This window comes from Synergistota bacterium, from assembly GCA_025060595.1.
In the GTDB taxonomy this organism is placed as follows: Bacteria; Synergistota; GBS-1; order GBS-1; family GBS-1; genus 42-11.
The window spans coordinates 1-24,115 of the sequence record JANXBX010000017.1 but is presented as its reverse complement, the minus strand read 5'-3'; the positions used below and the strand labels follow the sequence as shown (position 1 = coordinate 24,115).

Annotated in this window: 24 protein-coding genes; 22 read left to right on the top strand and 2 right to left on the bottom strand. The window is 43.4% G+C overall.

What is annotated here, in order from left to right:
• The first annotated feature begins 14 nt into the window (after positions 1–14).
• The 21 genes from NZ900_09345 to NZ900_09245 are packed head-to-tail and all read left to right on the top strand — an operon-like array spanning position 15 to position 21,194.
• The gene (locus NZ900_09345) at positions 15–488 is read left to right on the top strand and encodes an OmpH family outer membrane protein (protein ID MCS7234285.1); all 474 of its coding nucleotides are present in this window, start codon (positions 15–17) and stop codon (positions 486–488) included.
• Positions 472–1,503: a UDP-3-O-(3-hydroxymyristoyl)glucosamine N-acyltransferase gene (lpxD, locus tag NZ900_09340; GenBank protein MCS7234284.1), complete on the top strand. Its 1,032-nt coding sequence runs from the start codon at positions 472–474 to the stop codon at positions 1,501–1,503. Before NZ900_09345 ends, lpxD begins: the two co-directional genes overlap by 17 nt.
• A 2-nt stretch (positions 1,504–1,505) precedes the next feature.
• On the top strand, positions 1,506–2,405 hold the full coding sequence (lpxC, locus tag NZ900_09335; protein MCS7234283.1) for a UDP-3-O-acyl-N-acetylglucosamine deacetylase: 900 nt from the start codon (positions 1,506–1,508) through the stop codon (positions 2,403–2,405).
• Complete coding sequence (gene fabZ, locus NZ900_09330) at positions 2,341–2,820, top strand: 3-hydroxyacyl-ACP dehydratase FabZ (protein ID MCS7234282.1); 480 nt, start codon at positions 2,341–2,343, stop codon at positions 2,818–2,820. Before lpxC ends, fabZ begins: the two co-directional genes overlap by 65 nt.
• Positions 2,786–3,571 carry an acyl-ACP--UDP-N-acetylglucosamine O-acyltransferase gene (gene lpxA / locus NZ900_09325; protein MCS7234281.1) on the top strand — a complete coding sequence of 262 codons (786 nt, stop codon included), beginning with the start codon at positions 2,786–2,788 and terminating at the stop codon, positions 3,569–3,571. Before fabZ ends, lpxA begins: the two co-directional genes overlap by 35 nt.
• A complete protein-coding gene (locus NZ900_09320) occupies positions 3,559–4,038 on the top strand; it encodes an HAD hydrolase family protein (protein ID MCS7234280.1) in 480 nt (159 codons plus the stop codon). Before lpxA ends, NZ900_09320 begins: the two co-directional genes overlap by 13 nt.
• The gene (locus tag NZ900_09315; GenBank protein ID MCS7234279.1) at positions 4,031–5,107 is read left to right on the top strand and encodes an LptF/LptG family permease; all 1,077 of its coding nucleotides are present in this window, start codon (positions 4,031–4,033) and stop codon (positions 5,105–5,107) included. Before NZ900_09320 ends, NZ900_09315 begins: the two co-directional genes overlap by 8 nt.
• On the top strand, positions 5,086–5,880 hold the full coding sequence (lpxI, locus tag NZ900_09310; protein MCS7234278.1) for a UDP-2,3-diacylglucosamine diphosphatase LpxI: 795 nt from the start codon (positions 5,086–5,088) through the stop codon (positions 5,878–5,880). Before NZ900_09315 ends, lpxI begins: the two co-directional genes overlap by 22 nt.
• Positions 5,877–6,974 (top strand): hypothetical protein, encoded by a 1,098-nt coding sequence (locus NZ900_09305; protein MCS7234277.1) that lies wholly within the window; start codon positions 5,877–5,879, stop codon positions 6,972–6,974. The genes lpxI and NZ900_09305 overlap by 4 nt, the downstream gene beginning before the upstream one ends.
• On the top strand, positions 6,952–7,992 hold the full coding sequence (locus NZ900_09300) for a hypothetical protein (GenBank protein ID MCS7234276.1): 1,041 nt from the start codon (positions 6,952–6,954) through the stop codon (positions 7,990–7,992). The genes NZ900_09305 and NZ900_09300 overlap by 23 nt, the downstream gene beginning before the upstream one ends.
• Entirely contained in the window at positions 7,950–9,686 is a 1,737-nt protein-coding gene (locus tag NZ900_09295) for an ABC transporter ATP-binding protein/permease (GenBank protein ID MCS7234275.1), read from the top strand. Before NZ900_09300 ends, NZ900_09295 begins: the two co-directional genes overlap by 43 nt.
• Positions 9,687–9,689: 3 nt before the next feature.
• Entirely contained in the window at positions 9,690–11,564 is a 1,875-nt protein-coding gene (asnB, locus tag NZ900_09290; protein ID MCS7234274.1) for an asparagine synthase (glutamine-hydrolyzing), read from the top strand.
• Complete coding sequence (locus NZ900_09285) at positions 11,554–13,683, top strand: lipid-A-disaccharide synthase-related protein (GenBank protein MCS7234273.1); 2,130 nt, start codon at positions 11,554–11,556, stop codon at positions 13,681–13,683. The genes asnB and NZ900_09285 overlap by 11 nt, the downstream gene beginning before the upstream one ends.
• Positions 13,680–14,411, top strand: coding sequence for a 3-deoxy-manno-octulosonate cytidylyltransferase (gene kdsB, locus NZ900_09280; protein ID MCS7234272.1), 732 nt, complete (start codon positions 13,680–13,682; stop codon positions 14,409–14,411). Before NZ900_09285 ends, kdsB begins: the two co-directional genes overlap by 4 nt.
• Positions 14,412–14,425: 14 nt before the next feature.
• Positions 14,426–16,540, top strand: a complete 2,115-nt coding sequence (locus NZ900_09275) for a tetratricopeptide repeat protein (protein MCS7234271.1) — start codon at positions 14,426–14,428, stop codon at positions 16,538–16,540.
• Complete coding sequence (tmk, locus tag NZ900_09270) at positions 16,541–17,143, top strand: dTMP kinase (protein MCS7234270.1); 603 nt, start codon at positions 16,541–16,543, stop codon at positions 17,141–17,143. It abuts the gene before it with no gap.
• Positions 17,140–17,595 (top strand): YaaR family protein, encoded by a 456-nt coding sequence (locus NZ900_09265; GenBank protein MCS7234269.1) that lies wholly within the window; start codon positions 17,140–17,142, stop codon positions 17,593–17,595. The genes tmk and NZ900_09265 overlap by 4 nt, the downstream gene beginning before the upstream one ends.
• Entirely contained in the window at positions 17,592–18,374 is a 783-nt protein-coding gene (locus NZ900_09260) for a hypothetical protein (GenBank protein MCS7234268.1), read from the top strand. The genes NZ900_09265 and NZ900_09260 overlap by 4 nt, the downstream gene beginning before the upstream one ends.
• A 3-nt stretch (positions 18,375–18,377) precedes the next feature.
• Positions 18,378–19,244 (top strand): stage 0 sporulation family protein, encoded by an 867-nt coding sequence (locus tag NZ900_09255; GenBank protein ID MCS7234267.1) that lies wholly within the window; start codon positions 18,378–18,380, stop codon positions 19,242–19,244.
• Positions 19,192–20,043 carry a signal recognition particle-docking protein FtsY gene (gene ftsY, locus NZ900_09250; GenBank protein MCS7234266.1) on the top strand — a complete coding sequence of 284 codons (852 nt, stop codon included), beginning with the start codon at positions 19,192–19,194 and terminating at the stop codon, positions 20,041–20,043. The genes NZ900_09255 and ftsY overlap by 53 nt, the downstream gene beginning before the upstream one ends.
• Positions 20,040–21,194, top strand: a complete 1,155-nt coding sequence (locus NZ900_09245; GenBank protein MCS7234265.1) for a glycosyltransferase family 4 protein — start codon at positions 20,040–20,042, stop codon at positions 21,192–21,194. Before ftsY ends, NZ900_09245 begins: the two co-directional genes overlap by 4 nt.
• On the opposite strand, the gene NZ900_09240 is transcribed toward NZ900_09245, so the two are convergent.
• Positions 21,191–21,832: a MarC family protein gene (locus tag NZ900_09240; GenBank protein ID MCS7234264.1), complete on the bottom strand. Its 642-nt coding sequence runs from the start codon at positions 21,830–21,832 to the stop codon at positions 21,191–21,193. The genes NZ900_09245 and NZ900_09240 overlap by 4 nt on opposite strands.
• Positions 21,833–21,907: 75 nt before the next feature.
• Positions 21,908–22,549, bottom strand: coding sequence for a peroxiredoxin (locus tag NZ900_09235; protein MCS7234263.1), 642 nt, complete (start codon positions 22,547–22,549; stop codon positions 21,908–21,910).
• Positions 22,550–22,800: 251 nt separating this feature from the next.
• Between NZ900_09235 and NZ900_09230 the strand changes: the two genes are divergently transcribed.
• A partial coding sequence (locus NZ900_09230) for a methyl-accepting chemotaxis protein (GenBank protein MCS7234262.1) occupies positions 22,801–24,115 on the top strand: 1,315 nt, incomplete at its 3' end.

The following is a 24,115-nucleotide window of genomic DNA, read 5'->3' as shown; positions in this document are numbered from 1 at the left end:
AGGAGGGATACTTTATGAAGCGTTTGGTGTTAGCCTTAAGTCTCACAGCTATCATGGTTCTTTCTTTTACGTTTGCTCAAGGAGCCTGGGCACAGAGCCCCGTTAAGATAGGGGTGGTTGATGTGGATTATCTCTTAAACAATCATCCTAAGGCTGAGGAGGTAAGGGCCCAGATAAAGAGCTTTGTGCAGAAGCAGGAGTCGCAGGTTAAGACGGAGATAGAGAACTTGCGCAAAAACATTAAGGATGAGAAGGAGTTAAGGCAAAAGGAATCTGAGGTGTTTAGGAAGGCCCAGGCGGAGTTTGATAAGTATAAGAATGAGTTATTAAATCCCTTAATGAAGGATGTAGATACTGCCATAAGGGAGGTTGCCAAAAAGCAAGGTATAGAGATAGTTTTGCTTAAAGGAGCGGTATTTTTTGGCGGGATCGATCTAACTCAGGATGCCTTCAACGTGTTAAAGAGTAAGTATGGCAAGGCTAAATAGGTCCGTTAAGGCTTCTGAGATAGCTAAGCTTATCGAGGGAGTCCTTGAAGGAGAAGATATAGAGGTAAGAGAGATTTCTACTCTTTCTTGTTCCAAGGAGGGGGATCTCTCTTTCCTCTGGGATAAGAGCCTATGTGAGAAGCTTAAGGATGTAAAGGCTTCTGTTATCGTTTTGCCTTGCGAGCTTGGTGTTGAGCTTGAGGGTAAAACCTTAATAAAGGTTAAAGATCCTAGGAAAGCCATGATCAAGCTCTTAAGGGAGCTTTTTAAAAGGGAGCATCCTATACCCTTGGGAGTTCATGAGCTTGCCTATCTTGAGGAAGGCGTGATCTTAGAGGAGGGGGTGAGAATAGCCCCCTTTTCTTATGTTGGAAAGGGTTCAAGGATCGGTTCAAATACCGTCGTATATCCCTTCGTCTTTATAGGTGAGAATGTGGAGATAGGTAGGGATTGTGTGATATACCCTATGGTTTCTATAAGGGAGGATGTCAAGATAGGAAATAGAGTTGTGATTCACAGCGGCGCGGTAATAGGTAGCGATGGATTTGGCTTCGTTCCTTCACCAGAGGGCGCATTAAAGATACCTCAGGTGGGGATAGTAGTAATAGAGGATGATGTGGAGATAGGAGCGAACGTGACCATAGACAGGGCTACGGTCGGAGAAACAAGAATTGGAAGAGGGACTAAGATAGATAATCTTGTTCAAATCGCTCACAATGTGAAAGTGGGTAGGAATGTCTTGATAGCTGCCCTATGTGGGATAGCTGGTAGCTCTGAGATAGGCGATGGCGTAATGATGGGTGGACAGGCTGGCGTTAAGGATCATGTATCTGTGGGCGAAGGGAGCATAATAGCTGCGCGAAGCGGTGTAACTAAAGATATACCGCCTAAGAGTTTCGTTTCAGGTTTTCCTGCTACGGATCATAAGGAGGACCTGAGGATTGGGGCTTTAATTAGAAGGTTGCCGGAGCTTTTCCAAAAGGTAAAGGAGCTCGAAAGGAGAGTTAAGGGGTGAACATGCAAAGGACTATATTAAGAAGCGTTAACGTAAGCGGGGTGGGATTGCATACGGGCGAGAGCGTAGAGGTTATCTTTAAACCCGCTCCTCCTAATAGCGGTATTATACTTAGGAGGTTGGATGTGGAGGCAAGGGAGCCTATAAGGGTCTGCTTGAGGGAATGTAAGGCTGACACGATGAGAGGTTCTGTGTTGATAAGGGATGGGACGAAGATCTTTACCGTTGAACATCTTCTTTCCGCTATAAGGGGACTTGGCATAGATAACCTTATCATTGAGGTGAATGGAAGTGAACCGCCTGCGTTAGATGGTAGCGCTTTGCCCTTTGTAGAGAAGCTTCTTGAGGCGGGATTAGTAGAGCAGGATGTCCCCAGAAGGGTGATTTCCCTCTCTGAACCCATATGGGTAAGTGCAAATGATTCTCTTATAGCGGCCTTCCCTCATCCTACCTTTAAGGTGAGTTATACGATAGCTTATGATCATCCCTTTTTAAGATCTCAGTTTTTATCCTATGAGCTTTTGCCGGAAACCTTCATTAAGGAAATAGCTCCTGCGAGAACCTATGCTTTTAAGCATGAGATAGACTTCATTCTAGGAAGGGGCTTAGGTAAGGGTGGAAGCTTAGAGAATACCATCTTGATCGATGAGAATGGGGTTTTAAACCCTATGGGCTTGAGGTTTGAGGATGAGTTCGTTAGACATAAGATATTGGATCTGATAGGAGATATGGCCTTACTTGGCGATTGGATATGTGCGCACATTGTAGCTATAAAGGCTGGTCATGCGCTTCATTTGAGTCTAGTTTCTAAGATATTAGAGGAGGTGGATAAGAAAGGTGCTCAAGATAGATACTATTATGAAGGTTCTGCCTCATCGTTATCCTTTTTTATTGGTAGATAAGATATTGGAGCTTAAGGAGGATAGGATAGTAGGCCTTAAGAATGTGACGATAAATGAGCCCTTCTTTCAGGGACACTTTCCTGGAGAGCCAGTTATGCCAGGGGTGCTTCTTCTGGAGGCTATGGGGCAGGTTGCGGCCGTAATGATAGTTAATAGGGAGGAGTTAAGGGGTAAGTTTACCTATCTTGTAGGGCTTGATAGGGTTCGGTTTAGGAGACCTGTGCTCCCTGGGGATCAGCTTATAACGGAAGCATGGGTTAAAAGGGTTAAGAAGAATATGGGAATAGTTGAGGCCAGGGGGTCGGTTGATGGTGAGGTGGTAGCTGAGGCTACCTTCCTTTTCGTGATAAGAGAAAGGCTTGTCCAGGGGGAAGAGTATCATGGCTACGAAGATAGATCCGAGAGCGATAGTTGATCCAAAAGCGGAAATAGGAGATGATGTGGAAATAGGACCGTTTTCTATCATAGAGGGGGGAGTTTATATATCTTCTGGGACTAAAATAGGACCTTATGTCAATATAAGAAGGGGAACGAGAATAGGTAAAAACTGTATAATAGAGGCTCATTGCGTTATAGGAGCGCCCCCTCAACATTTCGCCTATAAGGGAGAGGAAAGCTTCGTTGAGATAGGGAACAACGTGGTTTTAAGGGAAGGGGTAACAGTGCACAAGGCGACAGGCTTGGGGGAGAAGACGGTTATAAGCGATAATTGCTACTTAATGGTAGGTTGTCATGTGGCTCATAACTGTAAGATTGGTAATGGAGTTATAATGGCCAATCTCGTTGGATTGTCTGGATATGTTGAGGTTGGGGATGGTGCCGTCTTCGGTGGTATGGCTGGCTTGCATCAGTTTGTTAGGGTTGGGGAGAGAGCGATGATAGGAGGATTAAGCAAGGTCGTTAAGGATGTTCCTCCTTACCTTTTGGTGGATGGACACCCGGCTAAGATTCATGGCTTGAATGTGGTAGGGTTAAAGAGGGCTGGCTTTTCATCTGAGGAGAGAGAGGAGATAAAAAGGATTTACAAGTTCATCTATTTAAGCAAGGCCTCTTGGAAGGAGGCCATCGATAGGCTATCTGAGGAGTTTCCTGGGTCCAAGTTTGCTGAAAAGATTAAGGATTTCTTTTTAAAATCGAGCAGGGGAGTGATGAGGTGGAAACCATAAGAAAGATAAAGATGCTTATTCTTGATGTGGATGGAGTTTTAACTCGGGGAGAGATAGTTTGGGACTCCGAAGGGAGAGAATCCAAGCTCTTTAACTCTCTAGATGGATTGGGATTAAAGCTACTTCATGATAGGGGCATAAGGATTGTTATAATCACAGCGAGGAAGTCTGTTCCTACTGAGTTTAGGTTTAAGGATCTTGGCTTTGGAGAGATTTATCAAGAGGTGAAGGATAAGCTCGCTAAGGCTAAGGAGCTTTCGGAAAAGTATGGGATATCTTCTCAGGAGATCTGCTTTATTGGGGATGATTTAAATGACCTTCCTCTTCTTCTATGGGTTGGTTTTCCCGTTGCGGTTAAAAACGCTGTTAAAGAGGTAAAGCGGGTAGCTAAATATATAACCTCCCTTGAAGGGGGAAAGGGAGCGGTAAGGGAGGTTGTGGATTTAATCCTTGCGTTTAGTGGATAGATATATAGTACAATCTCTTCTTCCTCCTTTTCTTTTCGGAGTGGGGGTTTTCACCGTCCTCCTAGTAGCGGGGGACGTTTTATTTTATCTTGCTAACCTTGTTGTTAATCAAGGTTTAAGCATATGGGTTGCTATCAAGCTTTTCTTATATAAGTTACCTGAGGTCGTTGTTATGACCTTCCCCATGTCAATGCTTCTTGCAACCCTTTTAGCCTTTGGCAAGATGTCCTCCCATGGAGAGATGATCGCCTTGCGTAGCATAGGCGTAAGCTTTGGAAGGATTTTAATTCCAGTTATAGTTATGGCCGTATTGGTCGCTCTCTTTTCCTTTACTTTCAATGAAACTGTAGTTCCCTTGACGAGGAAGGCTGTGGCAAACTTGCTGGAAAGGGAGTTTGGAAGAAGGGCTCCATCCTTGAAGGAGGATGTCTTTTTTAGAGATATGGAAAGTGGGGAGCTTAGGAGAGTTATATACGTTTCTCGGATGGATGCAAAGGCCGGATACTTAAGGGGAGTTATAATCCAGGAGTTTGAAAGCAGGAGATTAAGAAGGATAATAACCGCAGAAGAGGGCCTTATAGATGACGGTTCTTGGGTATTAAACGATGGAAGGATCTATAACTTGGATAGGGATGGGAAGGTTACCACGGTAGGTAATTTTAAAAGGCAAGTCATGGCCCTTTCCTTTTCTAGATCACGCGTAGATTCTACTGCTAAAGAGCCGCAGGAGATGACCTTAAAGGAGCTTAAGGGAAACATAGAGCTTCTTAAAGCGCAGGGTGTGCCTTCGAGGAGGCTTGAGGTAAGGTACAACCAGAGATTTGCTATACCGTGGGCAAGCGTGGTATTCGTTTTGGTGGGAGCACCTTTGGCCTTAACTCATCATAGAACTTCCTCATCTGTGGGTGTAGGTTTAAGCGTATTGATAATTTTCGTTTATTATGTTTTACTTTCTTTAGGGCAAGCCTTTGGAGATGCAGGGGAGGTGCCTCCTTCCCTTGCGGCCTGGCTTCCTAATCTGATTCTAGGAGGGGTGGGAACGGTACTATGTTTGAGGGCACCGACGTGATAGGTCTTATAGCTGGTGAAGGAAGGCTTCCTCTTTTTATCTATGAAAGGCTTCAACCTAAACCTGTGGTTGTAGGTTTAGGAGATGTTGATAGAAGCCTTAAGGTTGATCTTCTCATGCAGAATGCGGATATCGAAGGGGTGATATCTTTCCTTAAAGGCAGAGGAGTGAAGCTTGTCTTTTTAGCGGGTAAAGTTCCCAAGACTTGGATATTCGATCCATCAAAGCTTACTTCTAAAAGCTTAGCCTTTTTAAGCTCTCTTAAGGATAAAAGTGATCATGAGGTATTAGGGAGGCTTGTCGAGCTTTTTGAGAGGGAAGGATTTAAGATAGGCGATTATAGAACATTGGTGAAAGATATGCTTGCTCCTCAGGGCTCTTTTGGTTCTAGAGAGCCCACACCCGAGGAGTGGAGAGATATATCCTATGGATTTAACATAGCTAAGAGGATGGCGGCGATGAGCTTCGGTCAGACCGTCGTTTTAAAGAAGGGGGCCGTTTTAGCTGTTGAAGCCATAGAGGGAACCGATGAGGCTATAAAGAGGGGAGCAAGATATGGTGGCGAGGGCATCGTGGTTGTAAAGGTAATAAAAGAGGGTCAAGACCCAAGATATGATCTTCCTACTATTGGGGCAGATACTCTTAAGCTTCTTAGGGATGTGAAAGCATCCTGCCTTGCGGTTGAAGCTGGCATGACCGTTATCCTTGATAAAGAGGAGGTTTTAAGGATAGCTTCGGAGGGCAATATCGCCCTTGTGGGGGTTTCCTCTTGAGGTTAGCGCTATTTACAGGGGAGCTCTCTGGAGACATCTATAGCTTTCACCTCTTAGGGGAGCTAAAGAAGCTTATCTCTGAGGAGCTTGAGGTTTTAGGGATAGGGGGGCCTAACACTAATACGCTTTCCTTTTTTAGATCTATAGCTGATATATCTGAGCTCAGTATAATGGGGGTTGTAGATGTCTTACTGAATATTAGGAAGCTCTGGAAGCTCTTTAATAGGTCTTTGCTTGAGGTTCAGCGCTTCTTTCCTCAAGCTGTTATTCTTGTCGATTCCCCCGGTTTTAACCTGAGGTTTGCTAAGGCTTTAAGGGAAAGGGGTTATAAAGGTAAAATCATATACTTTATTCCTCCCACGGCTTGGATATGGAGAAGCGAAAGAGCGGAGATCATAAGAAGATATTGTGATTTCGTGATCACGCTATTTGACTTTGAAGCCCAGTGGTATAGCCTTCGAGGGGTAAGAGCTTACTTCTTAGGGCATCCTTTGCTTGATATCCTCCCTCAAGGATCTGTTGAGGGAGTTAAAGGAGATTTAAAGAGACCCGTTTTGGCTTGTTTTCCTGGCAGCAGAAGGAAAGAGGTGGAATACCTTTTACCCATTATGCTTGATGTGGCTTGTTCCTGGCATGGAGATGTCTTATTCTCCAAGGTTAAGAATCTCCCTTTGGAACTTTATAATGGGGTTTCCAACCTTTATGAAGTTCCTTCTTACGTTCTACTTAATTCTTGCGACTTCGTTTTAGCGGCTTCTGGGACCATAGCTGTTGAGTCTCTAATATACGAGAAACCAGCGGTTATAATATACAGAGCGAACCATATAAATTATATTCTTTATAAAATATTAGTTAATGCTAGGTTCATATCGATGCCAAACATAATGTTGGGTGAGGAGCTTTATCCGGAGCTCATTCAAGGTAAGGCTAATCCCAAGGAGATCATAGGGAGGCTTCGAATATGGCTTGAAGATGAGGGTGAGCTTCGAAAAGTCAAGGAGAAGATAAGCCTTATAAGAGGGAGGTTGGGACAGAGGGGGGCGATAGGGAGGATCGCTCGCCTGATATTAAATGAGGTTACTTCTTTTAGCTAATGGGCCTGGGGAGCTTTACTCTTGGGGGCTTCCTCTTGCAAGGAACTTGGAAAAGAGAGGATGGGAGGTCTATCTTAAGATCCTTCCGTGTCAGTTTTCAAGCGGTTATGAAAAGTATGTGGCCTTTACGGAAGGGCTTAAGTTTAATGGGGATGGAAAGCCCAATATAATTCTTCAGCTTGGTGGGGATGCTTTTTGGGGATGGAAAGAGAAGATACGCTATAGGGTTCCTCTCTTAAGATATGGCTTTGGCTTGGGAGGATACTTTAGTTTCGCTTATGATGCTTATCTTTTGCCTTATGACGGTATTCGAAAGGGTTTAAGAGGTAAAAGGGCTTTTATAGTAGGTAGCTTATCTTCCGATAGAGTTTGTGACTATCCTTCTCGCGAGGAGGCTAGGAAGGTTTTGAGGATCAATAATGAATTTCTCTTAGGTATCTTCCCTGGAAGCAGGCTTCCTATTTGGAGGAGGGCTTCGGAGTTTCTTGAGAAGATGATATCCTTTCTTCCAAGGGATATTTACTTCCTGGTGGGAAGGTCGCCCTTCATCCCGGAGAAAGAGCCCTCTTTCCTTCCGGAAGCTTCACCAGAGCTTGTCATTTCTGCTTCAGATCTTCTTTTGACACTTCCTGGAACAAATACCCTTGAGGCTGCGGCCTTAGGAACGCCCATGCTTCTTCTTTTTCCCTTCTCTTTCCTTGATCTTGTTCCCGTGTCAGGCTTTTATGGTTTATTGTCGAGCTTTCCTCTTTTAGGGAAAAGCCTTAAGTTCCTTTTACTTAAGGCCCTATTAAGGAGGGAGGAATTTCTTTCTTGGCCGAACAGGCTCTCTGGAGAAAGGATTGTTCCAGAGATGGTGGGGGAATTCTCTCCAAAAGATGTGGCCTTGGAGATAGCCAGGCTTAAGGAGGAAGAGGAACCTTTAAGGAGGATGAGAGCTAGACTTCCGGAAATAGTGGGAGGCCCGGGAGCATCATGGAAAATAGAAAGAGTCTTAAGAGAGTTCTTAGCTTTATAAGGCCTTATATCTCTCGTATAGTATTAGCTTTGCTTTGTATGCTTGCTGTAGCTGGTCTATCCTTACTTATTCCATGGCTTGTTAAGGATATGATAGATAAAGTCCTTATGGAGAAGGACTTAAAGATGCTTAATCTTATTTGTATTCTTGGTATAGGTATCTACTTTTTTAAGGGGCTCTTCTCCTTTGGGCAGGAGTATCTTATGGCTTATGTGGCTCAGAAGCTGGTCTTCGATTTAAGAAACAGGCTTTGGAAGCATCTGTCTCACTTGTCTTTATCCTTTTTCACAAGAGAAAGAGGGGGAAACATAATATCTCGGTTAACTAACGATATAGCTTTGATTGAACAAACTCTCACCTATGCTGTGGTTGACTTCGTTATTAGGGCCGTTACCGTTATTGGAATAATAGCCTTCATTTTTTATATAAACTGGGAGCTCTCCTTGATCTCCGTTTCTCTTTTACCTTTAACCGCCTTTCTCATAGAAAAATATAGTAAGAAGATGAGAAAGCTTGGCAGACAGATTCAAGATAGCCTTTCAAGCCTTACCTCTATAGCTAGCGAAGTTATAGGAGCCATCAAGGTGGTTAAGGCTTTTGCCACTTCTGACAAAGAGGTGGAAAGGTTCGAGGAGGCTAATGTAAGAAGCTTAAGGGCTTCCTTAAAGGGCGCTAAGCTCAGAGCGATGCTTTCTCCTACCGTTGAGTTGGTTGCTGCGGCTTCCACGATATTCTTACTCTGGTATGGCGGAAGGAAGGTTATAGAGGGAAAGCTTACCCCTGGTGAGCTTGTAGCATTTTTGGGTTATGTAGCCATGATAGTTACTCCGTTAAAGGGGCTTTCCGCAGTTTTCGGTAGGTTGCAGCAGGCTCTGGCTGCAGCCGATAGGATATTTGAGTTCATGGAGATACCTATTGAGGTTCCCCAGCATGAAGATGCTATAGATATGCCTGAAATAAGGGGAGAGGTAGAGTTTAGGGGGGTAAGCTTTTCTTATGGGGATGAGCTTATCTTAAGAGATATAAACTTGAAGGTTAAACCTGGAGAGGTTATCGGTGTGGTTGGCCCAAGCGGATCCGGTAAGACCACCTTGGTTGATCTTATACCTAGGTTTTATGATCCCACTGAGGGCGTGGTTTTAATAGATAGTATAGACATAAGGAAGGTAAAGCTTGATAGCTTAAGAAGACAGATAGGTATAGTTTCTCAGGATACCGTGCTCTTTGCTACCACCGTGAGGGAGAATATCGCCTATGGAAAGCCTAATGCTACCTTTGAAGAGATAGTTCAGGCAGCGAAAATCGCTAACGCCCATGATTTCATAATGAAGCTCCCCAACGGATATGATACGATAGTTGGAGAGAGGGGAGTTACCCTATCTGGTGGAGAGAGGCAGAGGATAGCTATAGCAAGGGCTATTCTTGGAAACCCGAGGATACTCGTTTTTGATGAAGCTACTTCCGCCTTAGATAGCGAATCTGAAAAGCTGGTTCAGGAAGCCTTAGAGCGAGTTATGAAGGGTAGAACTACCTTTTTTGTGGCTCATAGGCTTTCTACCCTTCGCTGTGCTGACAGGATAATAGTTTTAAATGATGGAAGAATAGTTGAGGAGGGAAGCCATGAGGAGCTACTTAAAAAGAGGGGTTTATACTGGAGGCTCTATGTGCTTCAGGGAGGAAATGGGGAGGTTTAAGTTATGTGCGGAATATATGGGATCTTTAGCTTAAGCGGCAATCTTAGGGTGGACCCTGAGAGCTTTGAGAGGGCTGGGGAGTGTCTTCGTCATAGAGGCCCTGACGCTGGAGGGGTTTTCTTCGATAGGCATGTTGCCTTAGGGCATAGGAGGCTTTCGATAATAGATTTATCACAATCCGCTAATCAGCCGATGAGCGATGAGGAGGAGAAGCTCTGGATAGTCTTTAACGGAGAGATATATAACTTTCTTGAGGAGAGAAAGAGACTAAGGGAGAAAGGCTATAGTTTTAGAACGAGAAGCGATACCGAGGTCATCTTGGCTCTTTACAAGGAAAGGGGTATATCCCTTTTGGAGAGGTTAAGGGGTATGTTTGCCTTTTGCCTTTATGACAAGGAGAACGGATCTCTCTTTATTGCTCGAGATAGAATTGGTAAAAAGCCCCTTTACTATACCATTCAAAATGGGTTTTTCGCCTTTGCCTCTGAGCCTAAGGTTTTAGTTAAGGCTTTTTCTATACCGTGTGAACCGAACTTCGAAGCCTTAAACTACTATCTTTCCTTGGGTTATATTCCCTCTCCATTAAGTGCCTTTAAAGGGATAAATAAGCTTCCTCCAGGAAGCTTCATAGTGGTCGATCGTAAGGGAGTAAGCGCCCCTCAAAAATATTGGGATATAAGCTATGAGATCAAAGAGGGCCTATCTGAGGAGGAATGGTGCGAAGTTATAAGGGGGCTTTTGAGAGAATCGGTTAAGCTCCGTTTGATAAGTGATGTTCCTCTTGGCGTTTTCTTAAGCGGCGGGATAGATTCGAGCGCCGTTACCGCCTTCGCAAGCGAGTTCGCTTCTAAGGTTAAGACCTATTCCGTTGGTTTTACCTGGAGCGATTATGATGAGAGAAAATATGCAAGGATAGTGGCTGATAGGTTTTCAACAGATCACACGGAGTTCATAGTTTCTCCAAACCTTGAGGAGTCGCTTCCCTGGATAATAAAGTACTATGATGAGCCTTTTGGAGATTCATCAGCCATTCCCTCTCTTTACATATCTCGAGAGGCCTCGCGATCCGTAAAAGTCATATTAAATGGTGACGGGGGAGACGAAAACTTTGCAGGCTATGAAAGATACATAGGATTTATCTTATCGGAGAAGCTTCTTTCTATCCCTGGCTTTAGGCTTTTAGGTGGCGTAAGAAGAATAATCCCTCTCACTAAGAGGAGAGGTCTTTTAAGAAAGGTTAGGAAGTTCTTGGAGCTTCTATCATCAAGCGATTCCTTCTATTTTTACTATGGAAGCATGTCCTACTTTAAGAAAGAGGACTTCTATGAGGTCTTAGGTTCGAATTGGGAAGATAGAAAGTATCCTGGTGAGGATTATTTAAGAGAGCTTTTTGAGAGATTTTCAAACCTTAGCGGGATAGATAGGCTTCTTGCTGTTGAAGTAAGGTCTTATCTTCCGGAGGACCTTCTCGTTAAGATGGACAGGGCTACTATGGCTTTTTCCTTGGAGGGCAGATCTCCCCTTTTAGATCATATCTTCATGGAAAGGATGGCTCGTATCCCCCCAAATCTTAAGCTTAAGGGGCTTAAGACTAAGTACATATTTAAGAAGGCTCTAAAAGGCATCCTTCCAGAAGAGATATTAAATAGAGGTAAAATGGGTTTTGGCGTCCCCTTAGAGCACTGGTTTAGAGGTGAGCTGGTTCCCTTCTTAAGGGGTTCCCTTTATGATGGAGCGCTTGTTAAAGGTGGGCTTTTAAGGCTTGATGCCGTTAAGAAGATAGTTGAATATCATATAGATGGGAAAAGTAACGAAGCTCACAGAATATGGCTTCTTCTTGTTTTAGAATATTGGTGGAGGGAGTATTTTGAGCCTTAAGTTTCTTCTATCTTCAATTTACGAGCTTCTTTCAAGAACATATCACTTTTTATACGATGCTCAGCTTCTATCCTCGGAAAAGCTACCTGCTAAGGTTATCTCTGTAGGAAATATTACAAGCGGTGGGACCGGTAAGACCCCTTTTGTTTTTTACCTTGCAAAAAGGCTTTCTCTTCACCATAAGGTTGCCATATTAAGCAGGGGTTACAAGGGTAAAAGGGAAGGGAGCTTTGGCTTAGTGAGCGATGGCAGAAAAGTGATATTAGATGCTCTTGAGGCAGGGGATGAAGCCTATCTTCTCGCTAAGAGCCTCAGGGGAGTTCCTGTATTAGTGGGTAAGGATAGGCTTTTTTCCGGAAGATTTGCTGTAAGCTTTTTAGGGGCTCAGGTTCTTATACTTGATGATGGTTTTCAATATCGTCCTCTCAAAAGAGATTTGGACATAGTATTAATAGATGCTTTAGATCCCTTTGGGGGAGGAAAGCTCCTTCCTCAAGGGCTTTTAAGGGAGCCTCCTTTAGCCTTGTTAAGAGCGGATGTGATAGTAATTACCAAGGCTTCAATGGTATCTACCTCTATCTTGAAGGAGCTTAAAGCTACCTTAAGGAGGCTTAATCCTCGGGCCTGTATTTTTACCGCTGACTACAAAGCGACCGGCTTAAGAGAGCTCTTTGGGGCGAAAAAGCTTTGGCTTGAAGGTGAGCCTGTTTATGCGCTTTGCGCTTTAGGAAATCCGGAATCTTTCGTGAAGCATTTGGAGAGTGTGGGTCTTAAAGTGAGCTTTGCCCGCTTCTTCCCTGATCACCATAGATATAGCGAGGAAGAGTTAAGGGAGGTTGAAAGGGAGGCCCTTTCCATAGGGGCTAATTTTATAGTTACCACATCTAAGGATGAGGTTAACATGCCACCCAATTTTAAGCCTTCTATTCCATTTCTCGTTAGCGAAGTTGAGCTCGAGCTTAATGAGAGCGAGAGTTTCTGGAAGAGAGTAGAAGAGGCTCTAACATATAAGGTTTTGGTTTTATCAAATGGGCATGGAGAGGATGCTATAGCCACTAAACTCTGTCATCTTCTTGAGAAGGAAGGGTTTAAACCTTATGCCTTTCCTCTGGTTGGAGACGGTCGAACCTTTACCGTTCCCGTTCTTTCTCCTCCTGCTATTCTTCCAAGCGGTGGTATAGTCAAATATTACTTTAGGGATCTTTTAAGGGATATAAAGGCTGGTCTTATCAAAATATTATGGAGGCAGTTTAAGGCTTTAAGGAGGCAGAGGAACTTCGATAAGTATATCTGTATAGGGGATTTCTTTCTTGTAGCCTTTACGAGATTTGCCTTAGGGGTAAGGCCTGTCTTCCTTGGCGTTGCTAAGACAGTTTATATACGTGGCTACTTCTCCTTTGAGAAGCATTTCTTGAGGAAATGGTGTGAGATAGTTTTAACTAGAGATCCGGAGACCGCAAAAGAGCTTTCTAAAAGAGGCGTAAGGGCCTTTTATTGGGGCAATCCTATAATGGATGCCTTGGATATAAAGGGGATAACCTTATCCCTTGATTCTCCGATAGTGGCTATCCTTCCTGGGAGCAGGGAACAAGCCTATAGAGATCTTCCGATGCTTCTTGAAACCGTTTACCTTTTGACCCAATCTAACGGTAAGCTTGGATTTTTGATGATTCCTGCGTCCTCTATTAAGCTTGAGAAGGTTAGAGAGATAGCCTTATCGGTAGGTTGGCAGTTTACTGAAGAAAACCCGCCCTTCTGGGGGGCCTTAAGAAAGGGAGATGCTAAAATATTTATAACCTTTGAGCTTGGGGATGCGCTCTCATCTTCTACGGTTGTCCTTGGTCTTGCTGGGACCGCTAACCAACAAGCTGCTGGTCTTGGTAAACCTGTAGTTAGCGTGGATGATAAAGGGAAGAGAATTCAGAAAAAACTTTTAGGGGGAGCAGAGGTTTTAGTCCCCTATGATCCTCAAGCGTTAAGGGAGGCGCTGTATAATATCTTAAAGAACAGGGAAGTTTATGAAAAGATGAGTAGAGAAGGTAAAAAAAGGATGGGAGAGAAAGGGGCACTTGAGAAGCTCATTTCTTATTTAAAGGGAGAAAGGGGGAAAGGCTTTTGAAAGCTATAGCTGTCATACCTGCAAGATATGGCTCAACTCGCTTACCTGGTAAGCCCTTGGTTAAGCTTCTTGGAAAAGAGCTTCTCCTTCATGTAATAGATAGAGCTCTAGGAAGCTCTCTTTTAAGCGAAGTTATAGTTGCTACCGATGATGAGAGAGTAATGGGCTTAGCCTTAAGCTATGGAGTTAAGGCTGTTATGACACCGTCTAATTGCGCTTCTGGTACTGACAGGGTTGCTTTGGTCGCTAAGGAAATTGATTGTGATATAGTTGTTAACCTTCAGGTGGATGATCCGACGATCCGCCCTCAGGCGATAGACATGGCTATTAAAGCCCTGCTTGAGGATCCTTTAGCTAAGGTATCCACTCTTTGTAAGAAGATAGAAAGAGAAACAGAAATACTTTCTCCACATGTAGTAAAGGTGGTATTTGATAAGAACTATAACGCTTTGTACTTTTCTCGCTCTCCAATTCCCTATGAGAGGAATAAAGGGGCCATCTATTATAAGCACATAGGCCCATATGTTTTTAGAAGGGAGTTTATCTTTACCTTCACCTCATGGGAGCCTACATACCTTGAGAGGATTGAATCTCTGGAACAACTTAGAATATTAGAGAACGGATATAGGATAAAGCTGGTAGAGGTCTTTTATGAAAGCGTTGAGGTAGACACCCCTGAGGATATACCGTTAGCCGAAGAGGCCTTAAAGAGGTATAATAGCTTTTAAGGAGGGGAGAAGTTTTGGCTAAAAGGAAACCTAAAAGGGAAGAGTTTAAAATAAGAAGTGATTTCTGGCTAACAAAGGGAGTTGTTTATGGCTTATTTGCCACCCTTGTAATTATAACGCTTGCTTACTCTCCATATACTTACTACTATGATGGGGTAAAGTACTACTTTTTGGTGGGTGGTATAGCCTTCCTTGGTATATGGGTCTCTCTATGGTTTTTAAGGACGGGAGAAGGACTTAACGTGGTTCTTTGGAAAGATGATCTTACCGTCCTAGGACTGCTTTTATTTTCGCTTCTTTCTTTAATCAAAACCAATAACATACTGGTTAGCTTAAGGCTGGGCATATTTCTTTTTCTTTATATATTTATGTTTTATCTCTGGAGAAGGGAGTTACGCAATGACGAGAGTTGGTTTGATAAGCTTGAAAACCTAGTTGCTATTTTAGGCTTTCTTGTGGGAGGATATATTATCCTTCAATATTATGGGATATATATATGGATAGGGAAAGGAGATGGTTCACCGCCTACGCTTTACTCTACTATGGGACATCAAAACTTCGCCGCTGGTTATGCTGCTACCGCTTTTCCGTTTCTTCTTATAAAGTTTCTTAAAGGCGAAGGGTGGAGAAGATGGTTGTGGGGAAGCTTTACCATAATTCAAAGCTTGGGCATATACCTCACTCAAAGCAGAGAAGGCTTCGCTGCTTGGGCTATAGCTATATTTTCCATTATTTGGTTTGCCTGGCGGGGAGGAATACTGTATAAAGCGTTAGAGCTGAAAAAGCGAATAGGGGTTATACTGACTGTGGCAGTGTTAGTTTTCGCTATATACTACCTTCCCTCTCCCTTGACTCATGGTAAAGGTGTTGGAAAAAGGGTTTTCGGGACGGTTGAGCAGTTAGCGGAGGGCATGGTGTTTCAAGCCACAAGCGGAAGAAACCTTATATGGAAAGCCACTTTAAAGATGATAAAGGAAAATCCTATTTTAGGTGTGGGCCTGGGGAGATTCAACTACCATTATATTTACTATCAAGCTGACTTTCTCAAGGACTTAAAGGGGGGAGTTCCTTTAAACGCTGGTCGTACTCATAACGAGTATCTACAAGTTTTCGCCGAAACCGGTATAGGTGGATTCCTTTCTTTTATGCTGTTTTTATATTTCCTATATAAGAGATTGGTTTTGCTTATAAAAGTTAAGGGGGAGAGAAACCTTGGCTATTTAGCTGTAGCTTCAGGGATTTCGGCCGGATTAACGAGCGCTTTCTTTAGCTTTCCTTTCCGTCTTCCCGCTCATGGACCTTTGATTGTCATCTTGTTTTCAACGGCTTTTGGCCTAAGCGACGACCTATTAAGCGCTTGGAAATCCTTCAAGGTAGAGGGGAAATGGAGGATAGCCTTAGTCTTCATACCTCTTCTTTCTATCTCATCTTGGGTGTTTTATTACAACATTCACTCCTTTAGGTCTCAGGTTCTTTCAGCACGATGCTTCGTCTTAATGTCTCGCGATAAGTCCCCTAAGTTCATAAATGAGGTTGTTGGGCCTATGGCTGGTAGAGCGGTTCAGCTTGATCCAACGGAGAGAATGGCTCAATTTGCCCTAGCGAGGGCGTACATGCTTGTGGGAAACTGGCCCATGGCTGAGAAGGAATGGAAAAGGTTCTTCGAAATAGAGACCGATTGGAATGCGATGATAAATTACTCTATAGTTTTAGTTAATTTGCGCAAGCTTGAGGAGGCTGAAAGGGTGGCTCGCGAGATAGTAAGGGTACAGCCTCAGCTTGTTGAAGGGTATAACATATTAGGAGGGCTTTTGGTGGAGAAAGGCAAGTTTGATGAAGCGGAACCCTATCTTAAAAAAGCTACCGAGATCGATCCTAAAAACCCTGTTCCCTATTATAACTTAGGTTACCTTTACTATAAGAAGGGAGATAGTGATAAAGCGTTATTGTATCTTGAAGAGGCTCAAAAGAGGAATCCACCAGGGGATCTTGCTATTAAGATAAGAGACCTGAGGGCCATTTTAACTAGCAAGGCTTCTCCCGAAACCTCCTCTACAGCATCGACCTCTCCTCTTCCTAACATACCTAAGGAAGTAATAGATGAACTGCTTAGAAAGAGAGGGAGATAAGTGCCCTTTATAGTGTTTGAAGGTATAGATGGCGTTGGAAAAACTACTCAGGCTCACCTTCTTGAAAGGCATTTGAAGGATAAGGGGTTTTCTACCTTAAGGGTAAGGGAGCCAGGGGGGACTCCCTTAGGGGAGAGAATAAGGGATATTCTCCTTGATCCCTCCTTGAAGATAGATGGATTTGTAGAGGCTCTTCTTTACTTCGCTTCAAGGAGACAGTTATGTGAGGAGATTATAAAGGGGGCTTTAAAAATGGGGTTTTACGTTGTGGCGGAAAGATTTACCTTATCTACTTATGCCTATCAAGGCTTTCTTCGAGGGGTAAGTTTGAGTTTTATTGAAGATCTTGAAAGGGAGCTTCTGGATTTACCTGAAAAGCCCTTCTATGTTCTTCTTGATCTTTCTCCTGAGCTTGCCCTTTCGAGGAAAAGAAGGGATGATAGAATAGAGATGGAGTCCTTTGATTTTTTTAAGAGGCTTAGGCTTGCTTATCTTGAGCTTGCAAGGGATAGGAAGAACGTTAAGATAGTAGACGCTTCAGGGAGGGAGGAAGAGGTGTTTGAAAGAATCCTGGAGGTTTTAAGGGGGGAGAAGCTCATTTGAGGATAGATAGTGTTTCCGATAGGGGAGGAGCTTCCGAAAGAGAGATAAGAAAGAAAAAGAGAGTTTCCTTAACCGTTTCTCCCTTTTTTGAGACCTTGAAGGAGGCTGAGCTTTCCCTCGAAACCGAGGAGAAAGGAGAAGAGAGAGATCTTAATGATATACTTAGAGAGCTTGACGAGGCGGCATCTTCCCTTAAGGATGATCCGAGCCTTGAGAACTTAAATAAATACAAGGAGCTCGTTAGGGCTTTCTTGAAAGAGGTACTATCGAAGGCCTATAAGGTTAGGGAAGTTATAAGCAGAAGAAGCGGGAAGCTCTTCATCTTGGTTGAGAGGGTTAATAAGGCCTTAGAGGAGCTTATTGATAGGGTTTTAAGGAAGCAATTTGATGCTTTGTGGTTAGCCTCAAAGCTTGAGGAGATAAGGGGGTTGCTGATAGACATATATCGATGATTGGAAGGATAGAAGAGATTAAAGATAGATGTCCGCAAGCTGCTGAGCTTTTAAAAAGAGCCTTGAAGTCAAAGAGGGTATCTCATGCTTACATGTTTTACGGTGAAGGGGGCCTTAAGGAGGAACTTGCTATAAGGTTTGCTCAGGCGCTTTTTTGCAAGGTTATGGAGGATGATGCTTGCGGTGAATGTCATGACTGTCGCAAGGTTGAAGGTTTAACGCATCCTGATTTTAAGGTTATTAAGCCTGAAGGAGCTATCTTTAAAATATCTCAGATTAGAGAGCTTAGGGGGGAGGTTTTGCTGAAGCCATTTGAGGCGGAGAGGAAGGTCTTCATCTTAAAAGAGTGTGAGAAGATGAACCTTCCTGCGGCTAATGCTATTCTTAAGGTTCTTGAGGAACCCCCTTCATGGGCCAACCTGATTCTTCTCGTTTCTCATCCTTCTGCTCTTCCTCCGACTGTTTCCTCAAGGTGTCAAGTGCTTTTCATTGGGGAAGAGGGAGAAATCGACCTTGAGGATGAACTTTTGCAGAGGATAGTTAACCTCAAAAGCGGAGGAGTAAGGGAGCTTTATGAGCTTTCAAGTATGCTTGGCGATATGGATAGGGAGAAGGTGGTAGCCCTACTTGATTCACTTATAGAGATCCTGCTTAAAAGAGGGGATATGGTGGAGCTAGTAGATGAGATATCGGCTGTAAGGGAGGGCCTTTCTGATAGGTTCTTGAACGTTCAGATGGCTGTTGACAGGATACTCTTCAAGATTAAGGGGGAGTGGTGAATCGTGAGGTTGGTGTGGGTTAAATATAGTAAGTGTAGGAATATAGAGCTATTTAAGATAAATGAATGTAACCCTGAGATTGGAGAAATTTGGGTCTTGGAAAGCTCAAGGGGTTTAGAGCTTGGCAGAATTTTAAGCCGTCCCCTTGAGATCGACTCTCTGGATGGTAGTGAAGTTCCGGTGATTTTAAGAAAAGCTCAAGAGGAGGACCTTGAGTCTTATAGGAAAAACCTGGAAGACGAGAAAAAGGCTTACGATATAGCAAAGGTAAAGATAGCTGAACATAATCTACCTATGAAGCTTGTTGAAGTTGAGTATATGCTTGATAGGAAGAAGCTATTCTTTTACTTTACCTCTGAGGATAGGATTGACTTTAGAGCTTTAGTAAGGGATCTTGCCGCTATTTTTAAGACTCGCATAGAGATGCGACAGATAGGTGTCAGAGACGAAGTTAAGATTCTTGGGGGTTTGGGTCCGTGTGGTTGGCCCGTATGTTGTTTAGGTTTTCTCCGCAAGTTTGAATCTATATCTATAAGAATGGCTAAAGAGCAGAACCTCGTTCTAAATCCTGCTAAAATTTCAGGGGTCTGTGGTAGGCTTCTTTGTTGTCTGCTTTATGAATATCCTGTTTACAAGGAGCTCTGGAATGGTCTTCCTCCTGTGGGAAGCAAGGTTATAACTCCTGATGGTGAAAAGGGAGAGATAGTTGGTATAAATTTAAGCGATAGGAGGCTTATAGTTGAGGTTGATGGTGGGCGTTTCTTGAGCTTTCATGCTAACGAACTCAAGGTAAAGGAAAAAGGAGGTCCGCCTAAGGATGAGCTGGTGGAAGAAGTTCAAGGCGATATTCTCCTTAAAGAGGATAGATGAGGAGTTCTGGAATAGTTTGGAGGAGTCTTTGATAGAGGGCGATGTGGGAGTAGATTACGCGTTAAATTTAGTTGAGGACCTTAAGAGGGCTAAGCCCTCCTCCCCTGAAGGGGCTAAGGAGCTTCTTAAGACGAAGCTTAGGGCTCTTTTTTCTTATGAGCTTCCCTCTTGGTTAAATAAGCCTCTTTTTAAGCCTGAGGTAGTGCTTTTCGTGGGAGTCAATGGAAGCGGTAAGACCACCACCTTAGCCAAGTTAGGGAAGTTTCTTTCAGAGAGAGGCTTTTCGGTTATTTTAGCCGCTTGTGACACCTTCAGGGCTGCCGCTATAGAGCAGCTTCAGATATGGGGTGATAGGCTTTCATTAAGGGTGGTTAAGGGTGAGCCTGGTAGCGATCCAGGGGCTATACTTTATGATGCCCTATCTTCTGCCCTAAGCAAAAGTGCTGACTATGTTCTTGTTGATACTGCTGGGCGACTGCACACCAAGCATAATCTAATGGAAGAGCTTAAGAAGCTTGGTAGGGTTACCCAAAAGGTTTTAAACAGACCTCCTAGAGGGTTGCTTGTTCTTGATGCTACAACAGGTCAAAACGCTCTAAGGCAGGCTGAGGAGTTTTCAAGAAGCGTCCCTATAGACGGAGTTATCCTAGCTAAATATGACTCTATGGCTAAGGGAGGAATCGTCATAGCTTTAAGGAGCGAGTTTAATCTTCCTATACTCCTCGTTGGGACCGGTGAAAGGGAGGGAGACCTTGAGACCTTTTCCTCTGAGGAGTTCTTAGCGAGGCTTTTATCATGAGGATAGCCTTCTTCACTGAAAACTACTTTCCCATGATATCTGGTGTTTCTGTTTCTATAAAGCTCTTTAGGGATGCTCTTGAGGAGAGAGGACATGAGGTTTATGTGTTTTCTCCATCCTACGGTAAGGATAAAAATCCTCCTGACGATGATAAGAAGATCATAAGGCTTCCACCTATTCCTTTGAGGATACATCAAACTCCCATAGTCTTTCCCTTAACTTCCTGGAAGCAGTTTATCCCCTCTTGGCTTAATTTAGACATAATTCACGCTCACCACCCCTTCTTCTTAGGAAGGATAGGTTTATTCTGGGCTCGCGCCCTTAAAATACCCATAGTTTACACCTTCCACACCCTTTATGAGGCCTATGTTCACTATGCTCCGCTGAAAAGGGAGCTTGCGATCGCTTTCCTAAAAAGATATGTGAGAAAGTATGCGAACCAGGTTGATCTTGTAATTGCTCCCTCCTTTTCTATCAAGAGGTATCTTATGGAAAAGGGAGTTAGAAAGCCAATAGAGGTTATCCCTACAGGTATTAAATGGAAAGACTTTCAGGGAGGGGACTCAAAGAGGGAAAGGATCCTTCTTTTCGTTGGAAGACTTGGGGAGGAGAAAAACCTTCTATTTCTCTTAAAGGTTCTCTACAAGGTAAGAGAGCTTGACTGGAAAGCGTTGTTTGTTGGCGATGGGCCGGATAGAGTTTTCCTCAGTAAAAAAGTGAAGGAGTTAGGATTAGGGGATAGGATTTCCTTTACAGGGATGCTTTCTCAGGATGAGCTTAAAAAGCTTTATAAAAAGGCCTATATTTTCATATTTTCCTCCTTAACGGAAACACAGGGACTTGTTGTTCTTGAAGCCATGGCCTCTGGTCTTCCCGTTATAGCTCTTAAAGCCTTAGGGGTTTCAGATTTCGTTCACTCTGGGTATACGGGCTTCCTTGTGGAGGATGAGGAAGAGTTCGCTTCTAAAATAAAGCTCCTTCTTAGCAATGAGGAGCTTCACAGGAGATTTTCCATAGCCTCAAGAGAGTGGGCAAAGCTCTGGGATATATCCATGATGGCCTCGCATCTTATCTGGACCTATGAAAGCCTGAAAAGGGATTTTTCTCCCCCAACACGCTTGCGGGCTCTACAAGCTCTTGATTTCCTCTAACCTCCAAAGATTTGCGGTAAAGCATCTTTTATTCCATTTATTATAAACTGTGTTCCTCTTACCGCTATGAATAATCCCATTATTCTGCTCATTACCCTTAATCCTAATCTTCCTAAGGCCTCTGCAATTGGATTTGCGGACATCATTATGGCGTAAGATAGAAACGCATTGATTATTATAGCTATAGCCAAAAGCGCATGTCCCTCGAAGGTAACCTGTTTTCCCGCAAGTATCATAACGGTTGTGAAGGCACCGGGTCCTGAAAGTAAAGGTATACCTAAGGGCATTATTCCTGTTTCTATTATCCTTCCCTCTATGGCTGCTTCATCTTGCTCTTCAGGGGAGAACTTTGCGCTAGGAGTTTGGCCTCTTAATAGTGGTAAGGCTATTAAGACCACTAGTATTATTCCACCTGCGAGCTCAAAGGATGCTATGCTAATACCGAATAAATTAAGCAGGGCCCTCCCCAGAAACTGAGCTACAAAAAGCGTAATTCCGCAGGTAACCGAGGCAACTATACAGGCTTTCTTTCTCTGCTCCCAGGAGAGGTCCTCTGTCAGGCTTAAAAGTATCGTTAGATTTCCTAATGGGTTCACTATGGTAAATATGGAAACCAAGAAATCTATAAAATCGCTCATAGGAATATTTTATCATAAAAAATAATGGCCTCTCGCGGGGGGGGGCGAGAGGCCATGGGGGGGTGGTCAAGGCTTCTAGAGCTTTTTGTAGCAGAACCACCAGTCAAAACATTCGTACTTCTTCGGTCTTTCCTGAGCTGTTTTGACATCCGTGGCTGGCGGGATTATCACCTTATCTCCGATTAGCTCGTTATTAGGCCAGTTGGCTGGTGTAGCAACTCCATGATTGTCGAAGGTTTGAAGAGCTTTAAGAGCCCTTATTATCTCATCTATGTTTCTTCCCACCTCTTGTGGGTAATAGAGCACAAGCCTCAAAATCCCCTTGGGATCTATTATGAAAACGGCTCTAACTGTATTTGTTCCCTTTGCCGGACTTATCATTCCAAAGGACTTGGCTATATCTCCATTATCATCAGCTATTATGGGGAAGGTAATCTCAACCCCAAGCTTCTCCTTTATCCACTCAACCCATTTAATATGAGAGAAAACCTGATCGATAGAAAGCCCTATAAGCTCGCAGTTTAACTTCTTAAACTCATCAATCCTTTTTTGAAATGCCACAAACTCTGTAGTGCAAACAGGTGTAAAGTCTGCAGGATGGCTAAATAGAACTACCCATTTGCCCTGATAATCGGTCGGGAAGTTAATAACTCCGTGAGTAGTTTTAACCTTTCTCTCTGCTATCTTTTCCCCTAAAAGCGGTAAACCACACTCCATACTAACCCCTCCTTTGTAATAATTTTAATTCTGTAATGATTATAATATAGGTTAGGTTATTTGTCAAGTAAAAAGATCTTGTTTGGAAAAGATTTTGAAAAAAAGAAGAAAAACAGAAGAAAACTGTTCGTATTAGTTTTTTTTTTTTTTTTTTTGATCACTTGCTTTTATATATCAGCTATATAAAAATAATTTAATAGTGTTGTACTGTTAAGGTTTAGTTTTATGCTCTTACAAAAGGGGGGAGAAGGTTGGCCCTGGTTAAGAAGGGTGTAGAAAGTGTTGATGTTGTAAGTGAAGGTGTGTCTGAGAAGGCTGCAACTCAAAGAAAAAGAGCAAGAACTTTAGCTAAGCAACAGCAAATAGCGGAGCGAATTGCCTCGGCTAGCGCTCAACTTGCATCTGGAGTTAGTGAAGCAGCCTCTGCTGTTGAGGAGCTTAGAAAGTCGGTAGAGCAAATTGCTGCTGGGGCAGAAGAAGCTTCTGGAGCGTCTCAGGAGTGTTTATCAGCTTTTAGGCAAGTTGCTAATCTAATTAGGAAGCAAATGCAAAACTCTGAAGCATCTGTATCTAAGATAGAGGGTGCTCAGACGCTAATTAAAAAAGTGAGCGGTTTGATTGAGGTCATGGTTAAGAATATAGTTTTAGCTGCAGAGAGACAGTCTGAATCGGTTAACAAAGTTTCTGAGCTTGAGAGACAGTCTGCAAACATTGGTGAGATAGTGAAAACTGTGGCTAAAATAGCTGATCAGACTAACTTACTTGCTTTAAATGCTGCTATTGAGGCAGCTCGTGCTGGCAAGCATGGCAAAGGATTTGCTGTTGTTGCAGATGAAGTGAGAGCTCTTGCCGAGACATCAGAGAAAAGCGCCAAGCAGATACAGGATCTTATTTCTCAAATACAAGCTGCTGTTAAAACGGTTGCTGAAGGTATAAGCTCATCTGCCCAAAGTGTAAAGGAAGAAGCTAAAAAAGGCAAAGAGATAACTCTTCAGCTTGAAAAGATTGTTAAAGATATGTTGGAGATAGTTAAAGGGGCTCAAGATATAGCTGCAGGTGCTCACCAGTCTGATGTAGCGACGCAGGAAGCTTTAAAGAGCGTGGAAAGCATATCTTCTGCGGCGGAAGAGCAGGCTTCTGCAATTGAAGAGATCATGAGGACGATAACTGAGCAAACTCAGGCTTTGCAGGGGGCAGAACAGGCTGCAAGGGAGCTTTCTGAGCTTGCTGATGAGCTGAGAAGCTCAACGGATATTACAAAAAGCGCTGAGGAAGTAGCTTCTGCTGCTGAAGAGCTTTCCTCTACATTGCAAGAAATAAATCGTTCTGCTTCCCAGATCTCGGTTGCGCTTGAGCAGATAAGAAAAGGGGCACAGACCCAGGCTTCTGCAACTGAGGAGTTAAGTTCAGCCTTAGAACAAATAGAAAAGGGAGTTCAGCTTTCTAGAAGCCGTGCAAAAGCTTCCTTGGATAGGATAGTTGAAATTCAGAAACTTATAGCAGATAATACAGCTTCCGTTGAAGCTGTGATTGAGGGGATATTTAAATCTGCAGAGGATGCGAAGG